General features: G+C 58.8%; 12 protein-coding genes and 1 pseudogene. 3 read left to right on the top strand and 10 right to left on the bottom strand.

Features of this window, described 5'->3' with window-relative positions; genetic code table 11:
• The first annotated feature begins 121 nt into the window (after nt 1–121).
• Entirely contained in the window at nt 122–979 is an 858-nt protein-coding gene (locus Q4Q11_RS14125; RefSeq protein WP_498569882.1) for a sterol desaturase family protein, read from the top strand.
• A 595-nt stretch (nt 980–1574) separates the two neighbouring features.
• Here Q4Q11_RS14125 and Q4Q11_RS14120 read toward each other — a convergent pair.
• The 9 genes from Q4Q11_RS14120 to Q4Q11_RS14080 form a co-directional block, all read right to left on the bottom strand.
• Complete coding sequence (locus Q4Q11_RS14120) at nt 1575–2321, bottom strand: amino acid ABC transporter ATP-binding protein (RefSeq protein WP_498569881.1); 747 nt, start codon at nt 2319–2321, stop codon at nt 1575–1577.
• Complete coding sequence (locus Q4Q11_RS14115; protein ID WP_113214069.1) at nt 2318–3292, bottom strand: amino acid ABC transporter permease; 975 nt, start codon at nt 3290–3292, stop codon at nt 2318–2320. The genes Q4Q11_RS14120 and Q4Q11_RS14115 overlap by 4 nt, the downstream gene beginning before the upstream one ends.
• A 61-nt stretch (nt 3293–3353) precedes the next feature.
• Nucleotides 3354–4187, bottom strand: coding sequence for a transporter substrate-binding domain-containing protein (locus tag Q4Q11_RS14110; protein WP_498569880.1), 834 nt, complete (start codon nt 4185–4187; stop codon nt 3354–3356).
• Nucleotides 4188–4329: 142 nt separating this feature from the next.
• On the bottom strand, nt 4330–4719 hold the full coding sequence (locus tag Q4Q11_RS14105; RefSeq protein ID WP_112714771.1) for a carboxymuconolactone decarboxylase family protein: 390 nt from the start codon (nt 4717–4719) through the stop codon (nt 4330–4332).
• Nucleotides 4712–5521, bottom strand: coding sequence for an alpha/beta fold hydrolase (locus Q4Q11_RS14100; protein ID WP_113214071.1), 810 nt, complete (start codon nt 5519–5521; stop codon nt 4712–4714). The genes Q4Q11_RS14105 and Q4Q11_RS14100 overlap by 8 nt, the downstream gene beginning before the upstream one ends.
• Nucleotide 5522: 1 nt before the next feature.
• The gene (locus tag Q4Q11_RS14095; RefSeq protein ID WP_113214072.1) at nt 5523–6599 is read right to left on the bottom strand and encodes an LLM class flavin-dependent oxidoreductase; all 1077 of its coding nucleotides are present in this window, start codon (nt 6597–6599) and stop codon (nt 5523–5525) included.
• 39 nt (nt 6600–6638) lie between these two features.
• A complete protein-coding gene (locus Q4Q11_RS14090; RefSeq protein ID WP_498569879.1) occupies nt 6639–8153 on the bottom strand; it encodes an aldehyde dehydrogenase in 1515 nt (504 codons plus the stop codon).
• 1 nt (nt 8154) lies between these two features.
• Nucleotides 8155–9147 carry a flavin reductase family protein gene (locus Q4Q11_RS14085; RefSeq protein WP_498569878.1) on the bottom strand — a complete coding sequence of 331 codons (993 nt, stop codon included), beginning with the start codon at nt 9145–9147 and terminating at the stop codon, nt 8155–8157.
• Nucleotides 9148–9312: 165 nt separating this feature from the next.
• On the bottom strand, nt 9313–11115 hold the full coding sequence (locus Q4Q11_RS14080; protein WP_498569877.1) for a helix-turn-helix domain-containing protein: 1803 nt from the start codon (nt 11113–11115) through the stop codon (nt 9313–9315).
• A gap of 163 nt (nt 11116–11278) precedes the next feature.
• Here Q4Q11_RS14080 and Q4Q11_RS14075 point away from each other — a divergent pair, with 163 nt between their 5' ends.
• Together Q4Q11_RS14075 and Q4Q11_RS14070 are read left to right on the top strand one after the other, a co-directional pair.
• Nucleotides 11279–11872 carry an amino acid synthesis family protein gene (locus tag Q4Q11_RS14075; protein ID WP_113214075.1) on the top strand — a complete coding sequence of 198 codons (594 nt, stop codon included), beginning with the start codon at nt 11279–11281 and terminating at the stop codon, nt 11870–11872.
• Between the two features lie 43 nt (nt 11873–11915).
• Nucleotides 11916–12383, top strand: a pseudogene (locus Q4Q11_RS14070) (LysR substrate-binding domain-containing protein); the annotation flags it as partial.
• A gap of 254 nt (nt 12384–12637) precedes the next feature.
• On the opposite strand, the gene Q4Q11_RS14065 reads toward Q4Q11_RS14070, so the two are convergent.
• The gene (locus tag Q4Q11_RS14065) at nt 12638–15190 is read right to left on the bottom strand and encodes an EAL domain-containing protein (protein WP_498569876.1); all 2553 of its coding nucleotides are present in this window, start codon (nt 15188–15190) and stop codon (nt 12638–12640) included.
• Nucleotides 15191–15632: the final 442 nt, after the last annotated feature.

The following is a 15632-nucleotide window of genomic DNA, read 5'->3' as shown; positions in this document are numbered from 1 at the left end:
TTCTTGCCCGTTAACGCATGGCTTTAACCAGTTTTTAATCATCAAGTTGAAGCGCCAACTTTCCTCGGATAAAGGAGGATGGTGGTGCCCCTTCCCTCGTTCCGTGGACAGCAAATTGACAATGGAAAATTTGCTTCAATCGCTGAACTTCATGGAGGAGTACACTGATCGCGTCATTCCGGTCGCGATCCTGCTGCTGGCGGCGGAGATCTTCTTTCCGAAGTCTCGCTATACCTACATATCGAAGCTTCGCGGCGCCGTCTTCTGCGTGACGAACATCCTCATCACGAAGGCAAGCCTGACGCTCTTCTATTGGCTTTGGGCCTATATCGGCATCAAACCGCTATTCAAGATCGATCTGACGTTCCTCTCGAAATTTTCGAACGTCTGGCTGCTGCACCTTTTAGGCGCCATAGCTGCGTCCTTCCTCGTCCTGCAGGTCAGCGAGTTCTTCTACTATTGGTTCCACAGGCTGCAGCATAGCAGCAGATTCTTCTGGCGCTTCCACGCGGAACATCATTCGCTCGAGGAGATGAGCGCCTTCAACAGCAACCACCATTTCAGCGAGGAGATCTTCAGGATTCCGTTCCTGATCGTTCCCGTTTCGCTGCTCTTCGATTTCAGGCAGGACTATGTTCCCTGGATCTGGGTGTTCTTCGTTCGCTGGCAAGGCTATTTCGAACATAGCTCGACGCGTCTGAACCTGGGCTGGGTCCGCTACGTCTTTCCCGACAACCGCTTTCACCGCATTCACCATTCCATCGAACAGCAGCATTTCAACAGGAATTTCGGCAGCGGCTCGGCGATATGGGACATTCTGTTCGGGACGGCCTATTATCCGAGACCTGCGGAATGGCCCGATGTCGGCCTGCCCAACATCCGCGAGCCGCAGAATCTGACCGAATTTCTCGTTCGGCCGTTTCGGCGCGGAAAGCGCATGCGTCCACCTGGCACGAATGGCTTCAAGCGCTCCTATTGATAACCCCGAAAGACTTCGCCATTCATTGCCAACCTGCAAAAGTGAGCCTTGCTTTGCTCTTCAGATGGGATCCAAAATTGTTAGTCCGTCACCACGCCTAGTATGGCTTCTAAATTTTGATGCAACATTTTTGTCGCATTCCATCCTGCTTTCGTGCAACCTGTGGATCTGTGTTGATTATCGCGCGAACTTGACCCACTTTTTCATTTCGGACGGATCCGTCCACAGTGCAAGAAAATGTTTTCGATCAACACCATAAATGCAATCAGTTGGTACAAGGCGAAATGAAAAAATGGCGCAAATCGAGCTGAAACTCGACACAAACAGCTTTTTCGGTGGCGGCGAGTCTGTCATCGGCTATCATTAACCGAGTTCTCGGCGAATTTAAAGAATACGTCCGGCTAATTTTAATTTGCGCTACGGCTAGCTAAAAGTGCGGCATAAGAGGTATTTATGGAGCTTCTCTATTCGGTGTGTTGAAGTCAAGCGCTAGCCGGCGCCGGTCGCGCTGGAATATTCAGCGCTCGCATATGAGTTCCACTCGCCAACTTTTCCCTGGCTGAGCGCCTAGAAAACGTCCGCTTCGGCCGCTCAGTCAGTGGTGGCTCAAAATCTGGCTGAGAAACAGCTTAGTCCGCTCGTGCTGCGGGTTCGTGAAGAAGGCGTCAGGCTTGCCCTCTTCAACGATCTGGCCTGAATTCATGAAGATTACCCGGTCGGCAACGGCGCGGGCGAAGCCCATTTCATGGGTCACACAGACCATCGTCATGCCGTCCTTGGCAAGCCCGGTCATCGTTTCCAGCACTTCCGAGACCATTTCCGGATCGAGCGCCGAGGTCGGCTCGTCGAAGAGCATAACCGCCGGCTGCATGCAGAGCGAGCGGGCGATGGCGACGCGCTGCTGCTGGCCACCCGAGAGCTGGATCGGGTATTTGTTGGCCTGTTCGGGAATGCGCACGCGCTCCAGGAATTTCAGCGCCGTCTTCTTGGCTTCCGCCTCCGGCACGCCCTTGATCCACATCGGTCCGATCATGCAGTTCATCAGCACCGTCATGTGCGGGAAGAGATTGAAGTGCTGGAACACCATCCCGACATTCTTGCGGACCTCGCCGACATTGCGCATCCTGTTGTGCAGCGTGATGCCGTTGACTGAAATCTCGCCTTCCTGATGCGCTTCCAGCCGGTTGAAGCAACGGATCAGCGTCGACTTGCCGGAGCCCGAAGGGCCGCAGACGACGATGCGCTCGCCCTTGCTGACCGTCAGGTTGATATCCTTCAGCACCTGGAAGGCGCCGTACCACTTGGAAACGTTTTTCGCTTCGATAATCTTGTCGCCGTTCATCGGACTTTGCTCCTGGCGTAATGACGCTCGATGCGGGATTGGATGAGCTCCAGGCAGATCGACATGATCCAATAGAGCATGGCGGCCGAGATCAGCATTTCCATATGTTGGAAGGTCTTCTGTCCGAGCGTGCGGGCAAGAAACATCAGCTCCCAGACGCCGATGACAGAGACCAGCGAGCTGTCCTTCAGCATGGAGATGAACTGGTTGCCGGTCGGCGGGATGATGACGGGCAGCGCCTGCGGCAGGATGATCTTGCGCATGGTGATGCCGAAGCCGAAGCCTATAGAACGCGAAGCTTCCCACTGGCCGCGATCGATGCTCTGGATGCCCGAGCGGAAGATCTCCGTCATATAGGCGCCGTAGCAGAGCGACAGAGCGAGGATGCCGGCCGGCACCGCATCGATGACGAAGCCGAGCTGTGGCAGGCCGAGATAGATCAGATAGACCTGCATGAGGAGCGGCAGACCGCGGAAGAACGAGGTGTAGAAGCTGGCGATCGCATAGGCGAAGCCGTTGGTCGACAGTTTGGCGACGGCGCCGAGAATGGCAATCGCCGAGGCGATGACGATCGAAACGGCGGACACATAGATCGTCGTCACCAGGCCCTGGGTAATCATGAAGGGCAGCTTTTCGACGATGAACGGCAGGCTCAGATGAAACGTCGCGAAGAAGGCGAGGAACAAGAGCAGCAGTTCCACCCAGACGACTGCGATCTGCACCCTGAGCGGCGCAAAGCCGATCAGCACGACATTGAGCACGAACATGACGGCGATGACGAAGGCGATCGCGAAACGTCCATACAGCCCGCTGGCATAAGGATCGCCGATCACGGGGCGCATCAATTCGCCCATCGCCGTGCCGGTCAGGTTGAACATCAGGAAGAAAGCCAGCACGACCGCAAACATCGTCGCGATGAACCACGGCTTATGGACGAGCACTTCAGACTCGACGGTATCGGGATAAAGCATCTCTTGTCCCTTGCGGCAAATCGACAGTCCGGTTGCCCGGACCGTCCGCTTCTGGCGGTGGTTACTTTACGACCGTATAGTCTACGCCATACCACTTCACGGAGAGCTTGCTCAGTGTGCCATCGGCCTGCATGCCCTTCACGGCTTCAGCGATCTTGTCGTTGAACTCCTTGTCGCCATGTTCGATCGCCACCGCGAGCGGCTCGTAAAAGACCGGGTCGCCGATCTGCTTGATCGGGTAGCCGGCTTTTACCGCGTCGAGAATGCTCGGCAGCGACGAGACGACGGCATCAAGACGGGTGCCATCACCGAGACGCAGGTCGTCGAAGGCGGTGGTTGAATTCGCGTAGGACTTCACGTCCTTCGGCTTGAACTCATATTTGAAGGGAGGCGCGCCGGCGGCATCGAGCGTCAGGTCGCCCTTGGCATAGGCTTCGAAGGTCGAGGTTGCCGTCGTGCCGACCACCTTGCCGTCAAGATCGGAAAGCTTGGTCGCCTTGCTGTCCTTGTGAACGGCAACGGCTGCCGGGGTATAATAATAGACGGCCGGGAAATCGAAGATCTCGGCGCGCTTCTTGGTCGGCGTCATCGAGCCGACATGCATGTCCCAGCGGCCCGCCCAGTTGCCGGCAGTGATGATGTCCCAGCCCGGGGTGACGAACTCGACCTTCACGCCGAGACGCTTGCCGATATCCTTGGCGACGTCAACGTCGAAGCCGTCGAGTTCGTTCTTCTCGTTCATGAATGATTGCGGCGCCCAGTTGGCGTCAGTCGCAACCTTGAGGTCCTTGGCCGCCATGACGTGATCGAGGACGGCACCGGCATTGGCCGGGAGGGCGGCAAAGGCAACGGCGAGCGATGCTGCCGCTGCGGAAATCTTGGCCAGTCTGTTCATGCGATGGTTCCCTTTTTTGTCATTCTTGGTTGGGGTGCAGGATCATCCTGCACCATGAAGCAATCTTGGGGCGGAGTGACCTCTCGGTCTTCCGGCGATTTAAAGCAACCGCAGGCCGGTCGCTTCCTTGAATCGATGGAAGTCAGAGCTCTCCTTTCTGGCGCATCTCGTCGCGAATGGAGCGCGCGACCCGGAATGCCTCAACACCAGCCGGAATGCCGCAATAAACCGCGATCTGTACGAGTGCTGCCCTCAGTTCGTCATCGGTCAGGCCGTTGCGGATCGCGCCGCGAAAATGGATGCCGAATTCATGCATGCGGTTCAGCGCCGCCAGCATGCCGAGGTTGAGGAGACTGCGCTGCTTGAGATCGAGCCCTTCGTCGGTCCAGGCTGTCCCCCAGCAATATTCGTTGAGCACGTCCTGGAACGGTGCCGAGAAGCTGTCGGCGCCGTTGATGGCGCGGTCGACATAGTCGTCGCCGAGCACCTTGCGGCGAACGGCCTCGCCGCTTTTTCTGAGCGCCTCATCCATGGTTCGTCTCCTTGGCGGCCAGGAAGCCGCGCATCAGGTTCGCCACCGTTTCCGGCGCCTCGATCAGGATTGAGTGACGCAGCCCCGGCAGGATCGACAGCGTCGAGCCCGGGATACGCTCGTGCATGTAGTGGGCCATGCGCGGATTGGATCCGGCATCGTCTTCCCCCGTCGCGATCAGCGTTGGGCAGCGGATCTGGTCGAGGAAGCCGCCGAAGTCGGTCTCGGCGAGCACGCGGTAGGCCGCCGCATAGCATTCCGGATCGTTCTCGGCATCGCGCTGGCGAAGCATTGCGATAACCTCCGGGTTCGCGGCCTGGAATTTTTCAGTCAGCCAGCGCGATAGCGAGGCATTGTGATGATCAGCAGGAGTGCCGGCCCGCAGCGCCGCGAGGCGCTCCAAAACCCGTATCCGCTCTTCCGGCGTCCGGCCGGCCACTGTCGATAACAGCACGAGCTTGCGCAGCCGGTCCAGATGGGTGAGCGCCAGGCGCTGGGCGATCAACCCGCCGAGCGAGAAGCCGGCGAGATTGAAGCTCGAGAAGCCTGCCTTGTCGGCGAGCGCCAGCGCCTCGTTGACGAAATCGTCGATCTCATAGCGGCCCTTCACCCGGCTCGATTGGCCGTGGCCACGCAGGTCGAAGGTCAGAATCGTGAAGCTGTCCTTCAGGCGCTCGACCACACCCGACCACGCCTCCAGATAGGAGCCGACGCCGTGGATGCAGACAAGCGGATCGCCGCTACCGTCGATCCGGTAGTTGAGCGTCACGTCTCCGACGGTATGGCGCCGTACCTCTGCCATGTCAGCCTGCCGCCGCCTTGCGCTGCTTGTCCTTTTCGCGCGCGGCGAAGAAGGGCATGATTTCCTTGACGAACAGCTCGATCGTCCGCTTCTGCAGCTCGAAGGGCAGGTTGAAGGTCAGGCCGAGGCAGTATTGATCGACACCGGCTTCTTCATAGACCAGCAGCTTCTCGATCGCCTCATCGGGCGTGCCGAACATCAGGTTCTTACGGATATTGTCCGGATTGTAGTTGTCCTTGCCCTTGACCGCTTCATAGGGCACCGCTTCCGGGAAGCCTTCGCGGACATTGCCAATATTCTGCATCAGGTTTTCGAAGGCACGCCCGTAATCCATGCTGTGCTTGACCGCCAGTTCCCAGCCGTCGGCCTTGTCGTAGATGCAGGTGCGGCGCTGCATCATGAAGCGCGGGCGCGGAACCTCGGGATGATCGGCAACCGCCTTGTTAAACTTGTCAGCCAGAACCTGGATCTCGGCTGGCGGCTGCGAAAGCGGCGTGGAGAGGATGCTGGCGCCATTGGCGATCGCCCAGTCGAAAGAGCCGGGATCGCGGGCCGCGACCCAGATCGGCGGATGCGGCTGCTGCAGCGGCTTGGGCACCGACGTGGCGGTCGGGAACTTCCAGTAGTGCCCGTCATGGGCGTAGTCACCGGCCCAGAGCTTCTTCACCGCTGGGACGATCTCCTTCATATAGGCGACGCCTTCCTGCTGCGGCATGCCGCCAGCCATCCGGTCGAACTCGTACTGGTAGGAGCCGCGGGCGATGCCGAATTCCAGACGACCATTGGTCAGATGATCGCAGAGCGCGGATTCACCGGCGAGCCGGATCGGGCTCCAGTAAGGCGCGACCAGCGTCGAGGTGCCCAGACGGATCTGCTGCGTATGCTGCGCCAGCCAGACCAGCGTCTGGAACGGATTGGGAGAGATCGTGCATTCGATCGTGTGGTGCTCAGCGGTCCATAGAGCCTCGAAACCGCCCTCGTCGGCCATCCGTGCCAATTGCAGGAGATTGTTCTTGGCCGTTAACATCGGAATGTCGGGCGAGAAGCGTTCCATGGTCAGCGATACTGCGAATTTCATCTGCTAGCCTCCCTTTCGGGCTCTATTTTCTTTGAGCCGTCACTTCAGACGGATGACGAAGGGGTCCTGCATCGCCCCGGAATAATCGATGATGACGTTCTTCAGGCGTGAGAATTCATGCATCACCTCGAAGCCGCCACGCCGGCCGTAACCGCTTTCCTTGAAGCCGCCATTGGCGGACATGAAGGAGGCGGACCGGTAGGTATTGATCCACACAGTGCCGGCTTCGATCTGGTTGGCGAAGCGAAGCGCCCGATCGATGTCCTTGGTCCAGATGCCGGAGGCGAGGCCGTAATGGCTGTCATTGGCAAGCGCGATCATTTCCGCCTCGTCGCGGAACGGCATGACACCGACCACCGGGCCGAAGATCTCGTCGCGCATGAAGCCCATGTCGTTCTGCGCATCGACCATGACAGTCGGCTCGTAGTACCAGCCGCCGCTCGAAAGGCCTTCCTTCTGCGGCCGGCGTCCACCGGCCGCGACCTTGGCGCCTTCCTTGACCCCCGAGGCCACATAACCCTCGACCTTGGAAAGCTGGTCGGCGAGCGCGAGCGGGCCGATATCGGTATCCTCGACCGTCGGCAGACCGACGCGGATGCGGGCGGTGCGGGCGATCAGCGCATCGATGAACTTGTCGTAGATGCTGGCTTCGACGAAGCAGCGCGAACCGGCAACGCAGGTCTGCCCGGCAGCGGCGAAGACGCCGGAGACGACGCCGTTGACCGCATGCTCGATCTCGACATCGCCGAAGACCACATGCGGCGACTTTCCGCCGAGCTCCATCGAGCAGGGCACGAGGTTCTGGGCCGCATTGCCGGCGATACGGCGGCCGGTCGCAGTGCTGCCGGTGAAGACATATTTGGCGACGCCAGGATGACGGGTCAGCGCCTCGCCGACGCTCTTGCCGGTGCCCGTCACAACGTTGACGACGCCTGCCGGGAAGCCGGCTTCATGGATGAGTTCTGCCAGCGCAAGCGTCGAGGCGGTCGCATGTTCCGAAGGCTTGATGACGACGGTGTTGCCGATCGCCAGGCATGGCGCCAGCGTGCCGGTCAGAAGCATCAGCGGCGAATTCCAGGGCGTGATCATGCCGACGACGCCGAGCGGTTCACGCAGGTTGATGTTCAGCGTGTCCATCCGGTTGATCGGAATGGTATCGCCCTGCAGCTTGTCGGCCATGCCGGCGAAGTAGTGGTAGCTATCCGGCATCGAGCGCATCTGCGCCCGGGTCTCCTTGAGCAGCTTGCCGTTGTCGCGCGTTTCGATTTCGGCAAGCGTATCGGCATTGGCGCGGACGAGTTCTGCGAGCTTGCGCACCAGCGCACCGCGGTCAGTCTGCGTCATGCGCCGCCAGGCCGGATTGCGGAAGGTGGCATTTGCGGCCGCGACAGCCGCCGCGACATCATCGGCATCGGCTTCGGCCAGATCGTACCAGCGCTCGCCGGTGGTCGGGTCGTAGCTGGCGATATAGTTGCCGTTCTTCGGCGCCACGAATTCGCCATTGATGAACAGGCCCTGTCGCGAACCTTCGATGGAGCTCACTGTCGTCTTCATATCACTGTCCTTGGTCTTGGGAGGCGTGGATCCAGGCACGGGCTTCGCCGTCGATCATCGCGACGCGGCCGCCGTCGTCTGAATCCATGTAGATGCCGAACCGGCCGGCCTGCCGCTCGCGCACATAGCGGCGCAGCATGGAGCGCAGTTCGTGGCTGACGATCGTCTCGTAGGGCAGAGCATCGATGGCAAAGAAGCGGAGGTCGGCAGGCAGGTTGACGCTCGCCCCCTCACCCGCCAGCCGGGCACGATAGACGAGATAGCCGGGATCGCTATCGGCCACGTCGAAGACGGAATAGAGGAAGGTCTCCTCCGGCATCAGCCGCAGTGCATCGCCGCCTTCGACGACGAGTTGGCTGTCGGCCTTGCGGCGGCGCGCCGAGGGAAGCACCCAACCACTCTTGCCATCCGAGCGCAATAGCAGGCCATCGCCGGCTTCGATGAGATAGCCGATGATCATGCCATGCGATGCGAGCCAGCCTGATGGCAGCGGATCCTTGACGCTGGCATAACGGCCGCGGCAGAAGCCGAGCGGCGCCGTCGGGCTGGTGCCAAAAGCGCGGACTTCGCCGATCAGAACCGCATGATCACCGGCATCGACGGTATTGCAGGTCGTGCAATCGAACCAGGTGAGGCTGTCGGTCAAGACAGGTGCGCCGGTATGGATATGATCGTGTGTGACGGATTGGAACTTGTCCGGCGATTTGGAGGCAAAGGTCGCGGATACATCGACCTGTCCCTCGTGGAGGATATTGACCGCGAAGCAGCCGGCGCTGGTGAAAGCCTGATAGCTGGAAGCCGACTTTGCGATGCAGACCAGCAGCAGCGGCGGGTCGAGGGAGACGGAGGTGAAGGAGTTCGCGGTCATGCCGCGCGGCGTGCCATCATCGTCACGGGTGGTGATGACGGTGACGCCCGTCACGAAGGTTCCAAATGCCCGGCGCAGTGCGATCGGGTCGATCGGCGCATCCGCCTTTGCCGCTGTCTCCGCCATGCTTTCGTGCCTCCTCGTGCTTGATGAGGAGAGGCTATCGTTGCCGGTGCGGCCGTTCTTCCTTGGCTTCGATGGAGTGAGCGGAGAACTTCTGCTGTGATCCGTAGGAGACGAAAAACGGCCAGCAGCATGCGCTGCAAGACCACGGATCCCGGTTGGCGAAGGTTATTTTTCGGCGCTGACGCGATTGTCGATGACGCCGTGCAGGCGGATGGCGAGCTCGACGGCGAAGCGCTTCTCGGGCGTCTCGACATCGACACCGAAGAGCTCCTGGATGCGCGACAGACGATAGCGTAGGGTCGTCACATGCAGGCCCATCGTATCGGCGCAGGCTTGGCTGCGGCAGCCCTCCTGCAAGTAGGTGGAGAGTGTTTCCAGATAAGGCGTACCGTTTTCGCGGTCATGCTCGGCAATGGCGCCGACGCTTTCCTGAACGAAGCTGCGCACGTCGCCTGCCTCGGACGCCGCAACCAGCATCGGCAGCGGCCCGAAATCCTGTGCGGAAACAGCGCCCGTCAAGCCGAAGGAACGGCCGATGCGGATCATCCGGCTGCAACGTTGCCACGCGGCCGGATAATCGGATAGCGTCGTACAGCGATTGCCCGCAACGACAACAGGCGGTTCGTCGAAATAGCGGCCGAGCTCTTCGGCGATCCGCCGTGTCAGCTTTACCGTCCGCTCCTGCAGCTTGCTTGCGTCATGGGGCACGAGGCAGACGACGCCGCCATCGATGGCGATCAGGTTTGCCTGCAGCGAGGCCTGCTGCATGATACGGGCAAGCGTATGCTCGACATCGACGGAGGCACCGCCGAAGGCTTTCGTCTTGTCGGGAAAATCGACGACGATCATCTGCTGTGGCTGCGAGAAATTCAGCCCCAGCCGCTGAGCGCGCTGGGCGACATCGCCGGCATTGCGCCAGCGTGCCTCGACGATCTCGAAGAATAGTTCGGTCTGGGTGCGGGTTTCGAAGCGGAAGCGGATGAAGCTGCGCATCATCTGGACGCTGAGCGCGAACTTGGCGCTGTCGAGCATCAACAGATCGAGGTCGCTGAATTCGCGCGAGGTCGGGAAGATGATCAATGCGCCGACCAGCTGGTTATCGACGGTCAGCGGCTCGATACGAGCCGAAATCTTGAAACGCTGCGCACCGTCATCGAGAAACAGACTGGCGGCGTCGGTCGTGCCGCGATCGATCGCCTCGCGCGCCGCCTTCATCAAGGGACGGGCAAGCGTGGTGGCCGCCGCCGCCTGCCAGGAGGCCTCGTCGTAGAGCGCATTCGGCGGACGTCCTGCGATCACCTGGTTAGCCGTGAAATCGACGACGACGGTCGGGTTGGGCAGCATCATGCCGACCATCGCCGAAAGCGGCGCGACGGCACCGTCACTAAGCACATGTTCGAGCAGCGAGGTATGTGCCTGCAGCGCCCGCTCGAGCCGCTGCGCCGCGCGCTTCTCGGCCTCCAGCCGGTGTTCGCGCTCGACGGCGATGGCGCCCATATGGATAATCGCGCCAAGAAAGGCGAGGTCGTCTTCGGAGACTTCGGTAATCTGACGCGAGATGACGCTCAGCACCATCGGCCGGCCCTCGGCGTCCTTGCAGTTCATCGGCATGACGAGGACGGTGCGGTAGTCGCGTTGGAAGGCTTCCTTGCGGTAGCCGGGAAATTCGACGGACTCACGGGCGTCGCGAATATAGATGGGCTCGTTGCGCTGCAGGGCGATCAACGACGGGCTGGTCGCCAGCTCCCACCTGTCCGGCAGCTGCCGCTCGATCAGCGTCGGGTCATAACGGACGATGACATAGGCATAGCCATGCGCCGCATCGATCCCCATGATCGAGCCGAGCGACCAATGGGCATGGCGGCAGGCTGCCGAGATCAGATGCTGCAGTACGGTCTGCAGGTCGCCGCCGCTGTTGATCTGGCTTGCGACGTCACGGAGCGCCAATATCTGAGACTTATGATCCATGCCTCGACCTTGATGATTATCAAGCAGCATGCGCCACCTCTGTCAACAAGTCTACTCTGCTTCAGAGGAAACCGACGCTGGACGTTTCCTCAGATTGAAGGAAGACGCGCATTCTCCAAAAGCTAGGCTGGAGCGAGCTTCAACATTAGCATCGGCGCTGCACATGACACTTGGCATCAGGAAAATATCGACGTTCATCGAAGAGACATTGGTCGAAGGTGGCAGGGTGGCTCCGCGCCCGCTGACGATGATAGTAGTCGCGGCCGTAATTGAGAACCCCTGGGCCGGCCGTGGGTTTGTTGAGAATTTGCGACCGGAGATCATTCGCATCGTCGCCGACCTCAGCCACGAGATGACGCGCCGTCTATTGCTCCACATCGATGCGAACAAGATCGAAGCCTGTGGTAAGGCTGCGGCAACGGGCGTAAACGGCGAAATCGAGCATGCCTCCGCGATGATCCATACGCTGCGGTTCGGCAACCCGTTTCGCGACGCGATCGGCGGCACCAACTACCTGGAATTCGCGAATACCCGCAATGGTCCGGGTGCGCTTCTATCGCTGCCAATGATGCACAAGAGCGAGAGCGGCAAACGCTCGCACTTCCTGACCGCAAATTTCGTGGTCCCCGACGCGCCTGGCCCGGACGAAATCATCGTGGCGATCGGCGCTGCCGATGGTGGTCGCCCCCACGCGCGTATCGCCGATCGCTTTCAGGATATTGCCGAGATGGAAGCCGAAAAGGTAGTGCAGGGTTAGCGGTAATGAAGATCGATGCGGTCGATCTCAGAATTCTCGATGGGCGGATCTGGGAATTTCGCGTCTGCCCCTCGACGAGCGCGCTTTCGAATGGGTACCGGCGGCCACCGCCAGAAACGTCTGCCTGTTTCAGGCGGGACATCGCCTGGCTACTAAAGAGATTATTGCGCCAGAAGATATTGCCGGTGAGGCTTTGGTGGACATAGAGCCTCAGTTTGCAGCCCATCAGATGAATATTAATGCGTTGCGGTATAGCGGCGTGGAGCCGGATCTGGCCGTTGAATATGATGCGAACGGCCATGATGTCGGGTTCGTCGCTGCCGGCATCGGAGTTTCGATCATCAATAGCTTGATTGCCCGGGAATATAAGCAGTTCGAACTGGAGTTCCGGCCCTTTGAACCGGGCGCCGTATATCATTATGTGGTGTTCTGGCAAAAAGGCCGGCAACTCACCGGCGGCATGCAGCAAACCATTGATGAATTGCTTTCCGTTTTCGGCGCACCGATCTGACGTGCCCTTAAATCGTACGCGTTATAGCACCCGTGCATCCGGCATGAGAATTGACAGACGCCAGGCTTAGCATCGCCATTGGCGCCGCAGGTCAACTTTCCATCCTCCGCCTGGCCCGGGTTGAAAGGGCGGAGCTGGAGCTCTTGAGGCGCGGGCAATCTACCTCTGGACACTCAGGTTGGGATTTATAGGACGGCATGCCGTACGGGGACTGTGCAGCCCATTGAGCTATTGACGATCGGGCCGGACCCGCGTTAGCAAGGTGCCTTGTCTGCCCTTCGCTTTACGAAATCGATGAGGCCCGAGCAAAACATGGGCTTAGCCAACCCAAACCCCTGAAGAATATCGCAACCCAGGTCTCGAAGTATGTCTGCGTGAGAAGTCGTTTCCACGCCCTCCGCCGTCACCCTAATACCGAGGGAATGGCCCATACCGATAATGGAGCCAATCAGTTCCCGTTGTTCCGCCGAGGTGTCTATCGAACGGATGAGCCGACGATCGATTTTTAAGGTATTGGGTCGAAGATGTAAGAGGCTCATGATTGAGGCATGTGCGGAACCGAAATCATCCACTTCCACGGAAATGCCAAGTCTGCGAATATAGGCAAGATTATCCTCCATCTGCCTGTCCAATTCATCTAAGAAAATGGATTCGAGAAGCTCGAAGGAGAACCTGCCAGCCATCTCTGGCTCAATATCAAGCAGTGTCCTGAGTTTCGGATCTTGCAAGCGTCGAGCAGATACGTTGACTGAGCATTTTGGTATAAAGGCCCCCTGGACCGCCCAGACCTCCGTATCTGCCATGGCCTTGCGAAAGATGACGTGGTCGATATCGCCGACGATATTCATCTCTTCGGCGACCTTGAGGAAGTCGCCAGGCACGAGAAGGCCGCGTGTTGGATGCTGCCAACGGACGAGCGCTTCGACGCCGACAATATCGAGCGTCATCGCATCGAACTGCGGCTGATAAACCGGAATAAATTCATCGCGCTCAAGCCCGGCCCAGATTTCGTCGGAAATATGCTTTGCCGCGATAACCCGATTGCGCGATTCGTCTGAAAAGAAATCGAAGCGGTTCCGGCCATGTTCTTTTGCCTTGTAAAGGGCAATATCCGCATTGACCAGAAGACGGCGCACGTCGACGTCATGGCCGATTTCGCAGGCGATGCCGATGCTCGTACCGGAGCGGCACTCGATTTCATCTATAGCCACCGGCTTGCGCAGCGCTTCGATGATGCCTGCCGCCATTGATTGAAGCGGCTCCATCGATCCGTCAAATCTGACGATCGCTACGAACTCGTCACCTCCAAGGCGGCCAACGAACTCGTCGTTTCGAACGTTTTCCTTTAACACCCTTGCGGTGTGTTGAAGTAAGCTGTCGCCGGTGTGGTGTCCGTAGGTATCGTTGACCTGTTTGAAGCGGTCGAGATCAAAATGAAGTACGGCAGCACCGCCACCGGTTGCCCTGCAGTCGGCTTCGATGCTGACGATCCTTTCCTCCAGATACCTACGATTGGGCAAGCCAGTTAGAGGATCATGCAGCGCAACATACTCAATATGCTTCTTGGCGGATTCGAGCTCGAGGTTCCTGGCTTCCGCGAGTTTCTTTGCGTAGACTAGATCTCGTTGGAGGGCCAGGTCGGCAGTAACATCCCAATTGGCTCCGATCATTTTACGATGACCGTCATTATCGATGAACGGCAGGGTTCTTGACCGAATGAAATGTTCCGACCCGTCCGCGAAAATTACCCTGTATTCATCCGAAAAGGGAATTAGATTCGCGACGTGGTGATCCACTTTCTTGAAGACCCGTTCCATGTCATCGGGGTGCAGCATGGATTCCCACAAGCCGCCAATCTTTACCTCGGACTGTTGCTCGAGGTTGTAGAGGCGGAACATGCCCGCATCCCATTCGGCGCTGCCGAGGTCAAAATCGGCCTCGAAAACACCGATCTTGGAGACTTCGAGTGCTAGTCGAAGGCGTTGTGAGATACGCTCAAGTGTCTCTTCCGAATTTTTTCTGGCGGTTATGTCGGTATCAGTACCGACGACACGAAGAGGGCGGTGGTTGCTGTCCCATTTGACGCAGCCCCCTCGACATTCAATCCAGATCCAATGACCTTGCCGATGCTTGTAACGGTATTGGAATACGCACGGATTTGCATCTCCCTGCCGCTGTTCGTGAATGCCATTCAATACGGTTTGCTTGTCATCGGGATGGATCTGTTCAAGCAGCTCGTCCAATGACTGTGGCACAGTGTCCTCAGCCGACAACCCGCGAACCTCGCGCCACATATCGGAATAATATGTCTCCTGGCGTTCCAGATCGTGATCCCACACGGCAGTGCGGCTGGCAATCAGGGCAAGATCCCACGGGTTTTCGGTGTTCGTCTCCGCTGCCGTTCGGACGGTCGGAGCATTGGCTGGGACAAAACGCGCTATGACCGACTGAGGCAACGCCTCACCATCGCTGTTGGTCGCAAGCTCGACCAAGACATGCCACGAAGAGCCATTGTCGCTTCGCAAGAAGACCTGGGCGAACCGAGCAGTTCCGGGTATCGCAGCTGCCGCCATGAGTTGTACACCGAAGATGACGCTATCATGGGGGTCTAGGAAGTCATGAATATTTCGTCCGACGCGAAAACCTGCGAGAAGTTGCGCGATATTGGCAAACACCGAGTTTGCGGCAATCACATGCCCATCAATGGTCAAGACAGCAACTGCGTGCTCTGCATCAGCTAACCACATGGTAGCTGAGGAGCGATCACCTTCTTCAAAGCGATGAGCTGTCTCGACGATTGAATTCAAGGGAGTTCTCTCCAATACTTCCGGAGGACGAGATATTAAGTGTCATGGAGACGGATAAATTTGCCGTTAATGGCGGGCAACTTTGGCGGTCCGCGTTTGGAAGAAGCGGCCCGGGACGTGTAACTAATCAGGCGTCGAGCCGAATGAAACATAGATCCTCAGGTTAGCGCATATGGGCGTCTTTTCCCTCATCCGTATGTCAAATCGTCTCTGGCCTTTGAGCCGCGACAGATTGACATGCGGGAAAGCCTACCGGTCGATGACAACACGGGCACCCCCCGAGGGTAGAACATTCGGCTGATCGCTGAAGCCGGCGTTCTCGATTGCTGTGAGATCACCCTTGGAATCGTCGACCAGGTCGACAAGAATCTGGAGGGTTATTTGAGGTCGCATGGGCGGTGCGGCGACTTCGGGCGACCTCATGTAAGCCGGATTGAACTAA

Source organism: Rhizobium sp. UFLA01-1127 (assembly GCF_059803845.1).
Note: the sequence above shows the minus strand (reverse complement) of the source record. Positions and strands in the feature narration are given on the sequence as shown.

What these genes read in the sequence shown, in the direction of transcription:
- Q4Q11_RS14105 (WP_112714771.1), bottom strand. Translation starts at nt 4,719, where the DNA reads ATGGATGAGGCGCTCAGAAAAAGCGGCGAGGCCGTTCGCCGCAAGGTG.
- Q4Q11_RS14115 (WP_113214069.1), bottom strand. Translation starts at nt 3,292, where the DNA reads ATGCTTTATCCCGATACCGTCGAGTCTGAAGTGCTCGTCCATAAGCCG.
- Q4Q11_RS14100 (WP_113214071.1), bottom strand. Translation starts at nt 5,521, where the DNA reads ATGGCAGAGGTACGGCGCCATACCGTCGGAGACGTGACGCTCAACTAC.
- Q4Q11_RS14110 (WP_498569880.1), bottom strand. Translation starts at nt 4,187, where the DNA reads ATGAACAGACTGGCCAAGATTTCCGCAGCGGCAGCATCGCTCGCCGTT.
- Q4Q11_RS14080 (WP_498569877.1), bottom strand. Translation starts at nt 11,115, where the DNA reads ATGGATCATAAGTCTCAGATATTGGCGCTCCGTGACGTCGCAAGCCAG.
- Q4Q11_RS14075 (WP_113214075.1), top strand. Translation starts at nt 11,279, where the DNA reads ATGACACTTGGCATCAGGAAAATATCGACGTTCATCGAAGAGACATTG.
- Q4Q11_RS14125 (WP_498569882.1), top strand. Translation starts at nt 122, where the DNA reads ATGGAAAATTTGCTTCAATCGCTGAACTTCATGGAGGAGTACACTGAT.
- Q4Q11_RS14085 (WP_498569878.1), bottom strand. Translation starts at nt 9,147, where the DNA reads ATGGCGGAGACAGCGGCAAAGGCGGATGCGCCGATCGACCCGATCGCA.
- Q4Q11_RS14090 (WP_498569879.1), bottom strand. Translation starts at nt 8,153, where the DNA reads ATGAAGACGACAGTGAGCTCCATCGAAGGTTCGCGACAGGGCCTGTTC.
- Q4Q11_RS14120 (WP_498569881.1), bottom strand. Translation starts at nt 2,321, where the DNA reads ATGAACGGCGACAAGATTATCGAAGCGAAAAACGTTTCCAAGTGGTAC.
- Q4Q11_RS14095 (WP_113214072.1), bottom strand. Translation starts at nt 6,599, where the DNA reads ATGAAATTCGCAGTATCGCTGACCATGGAACGCTTCTCGCCCGACATT.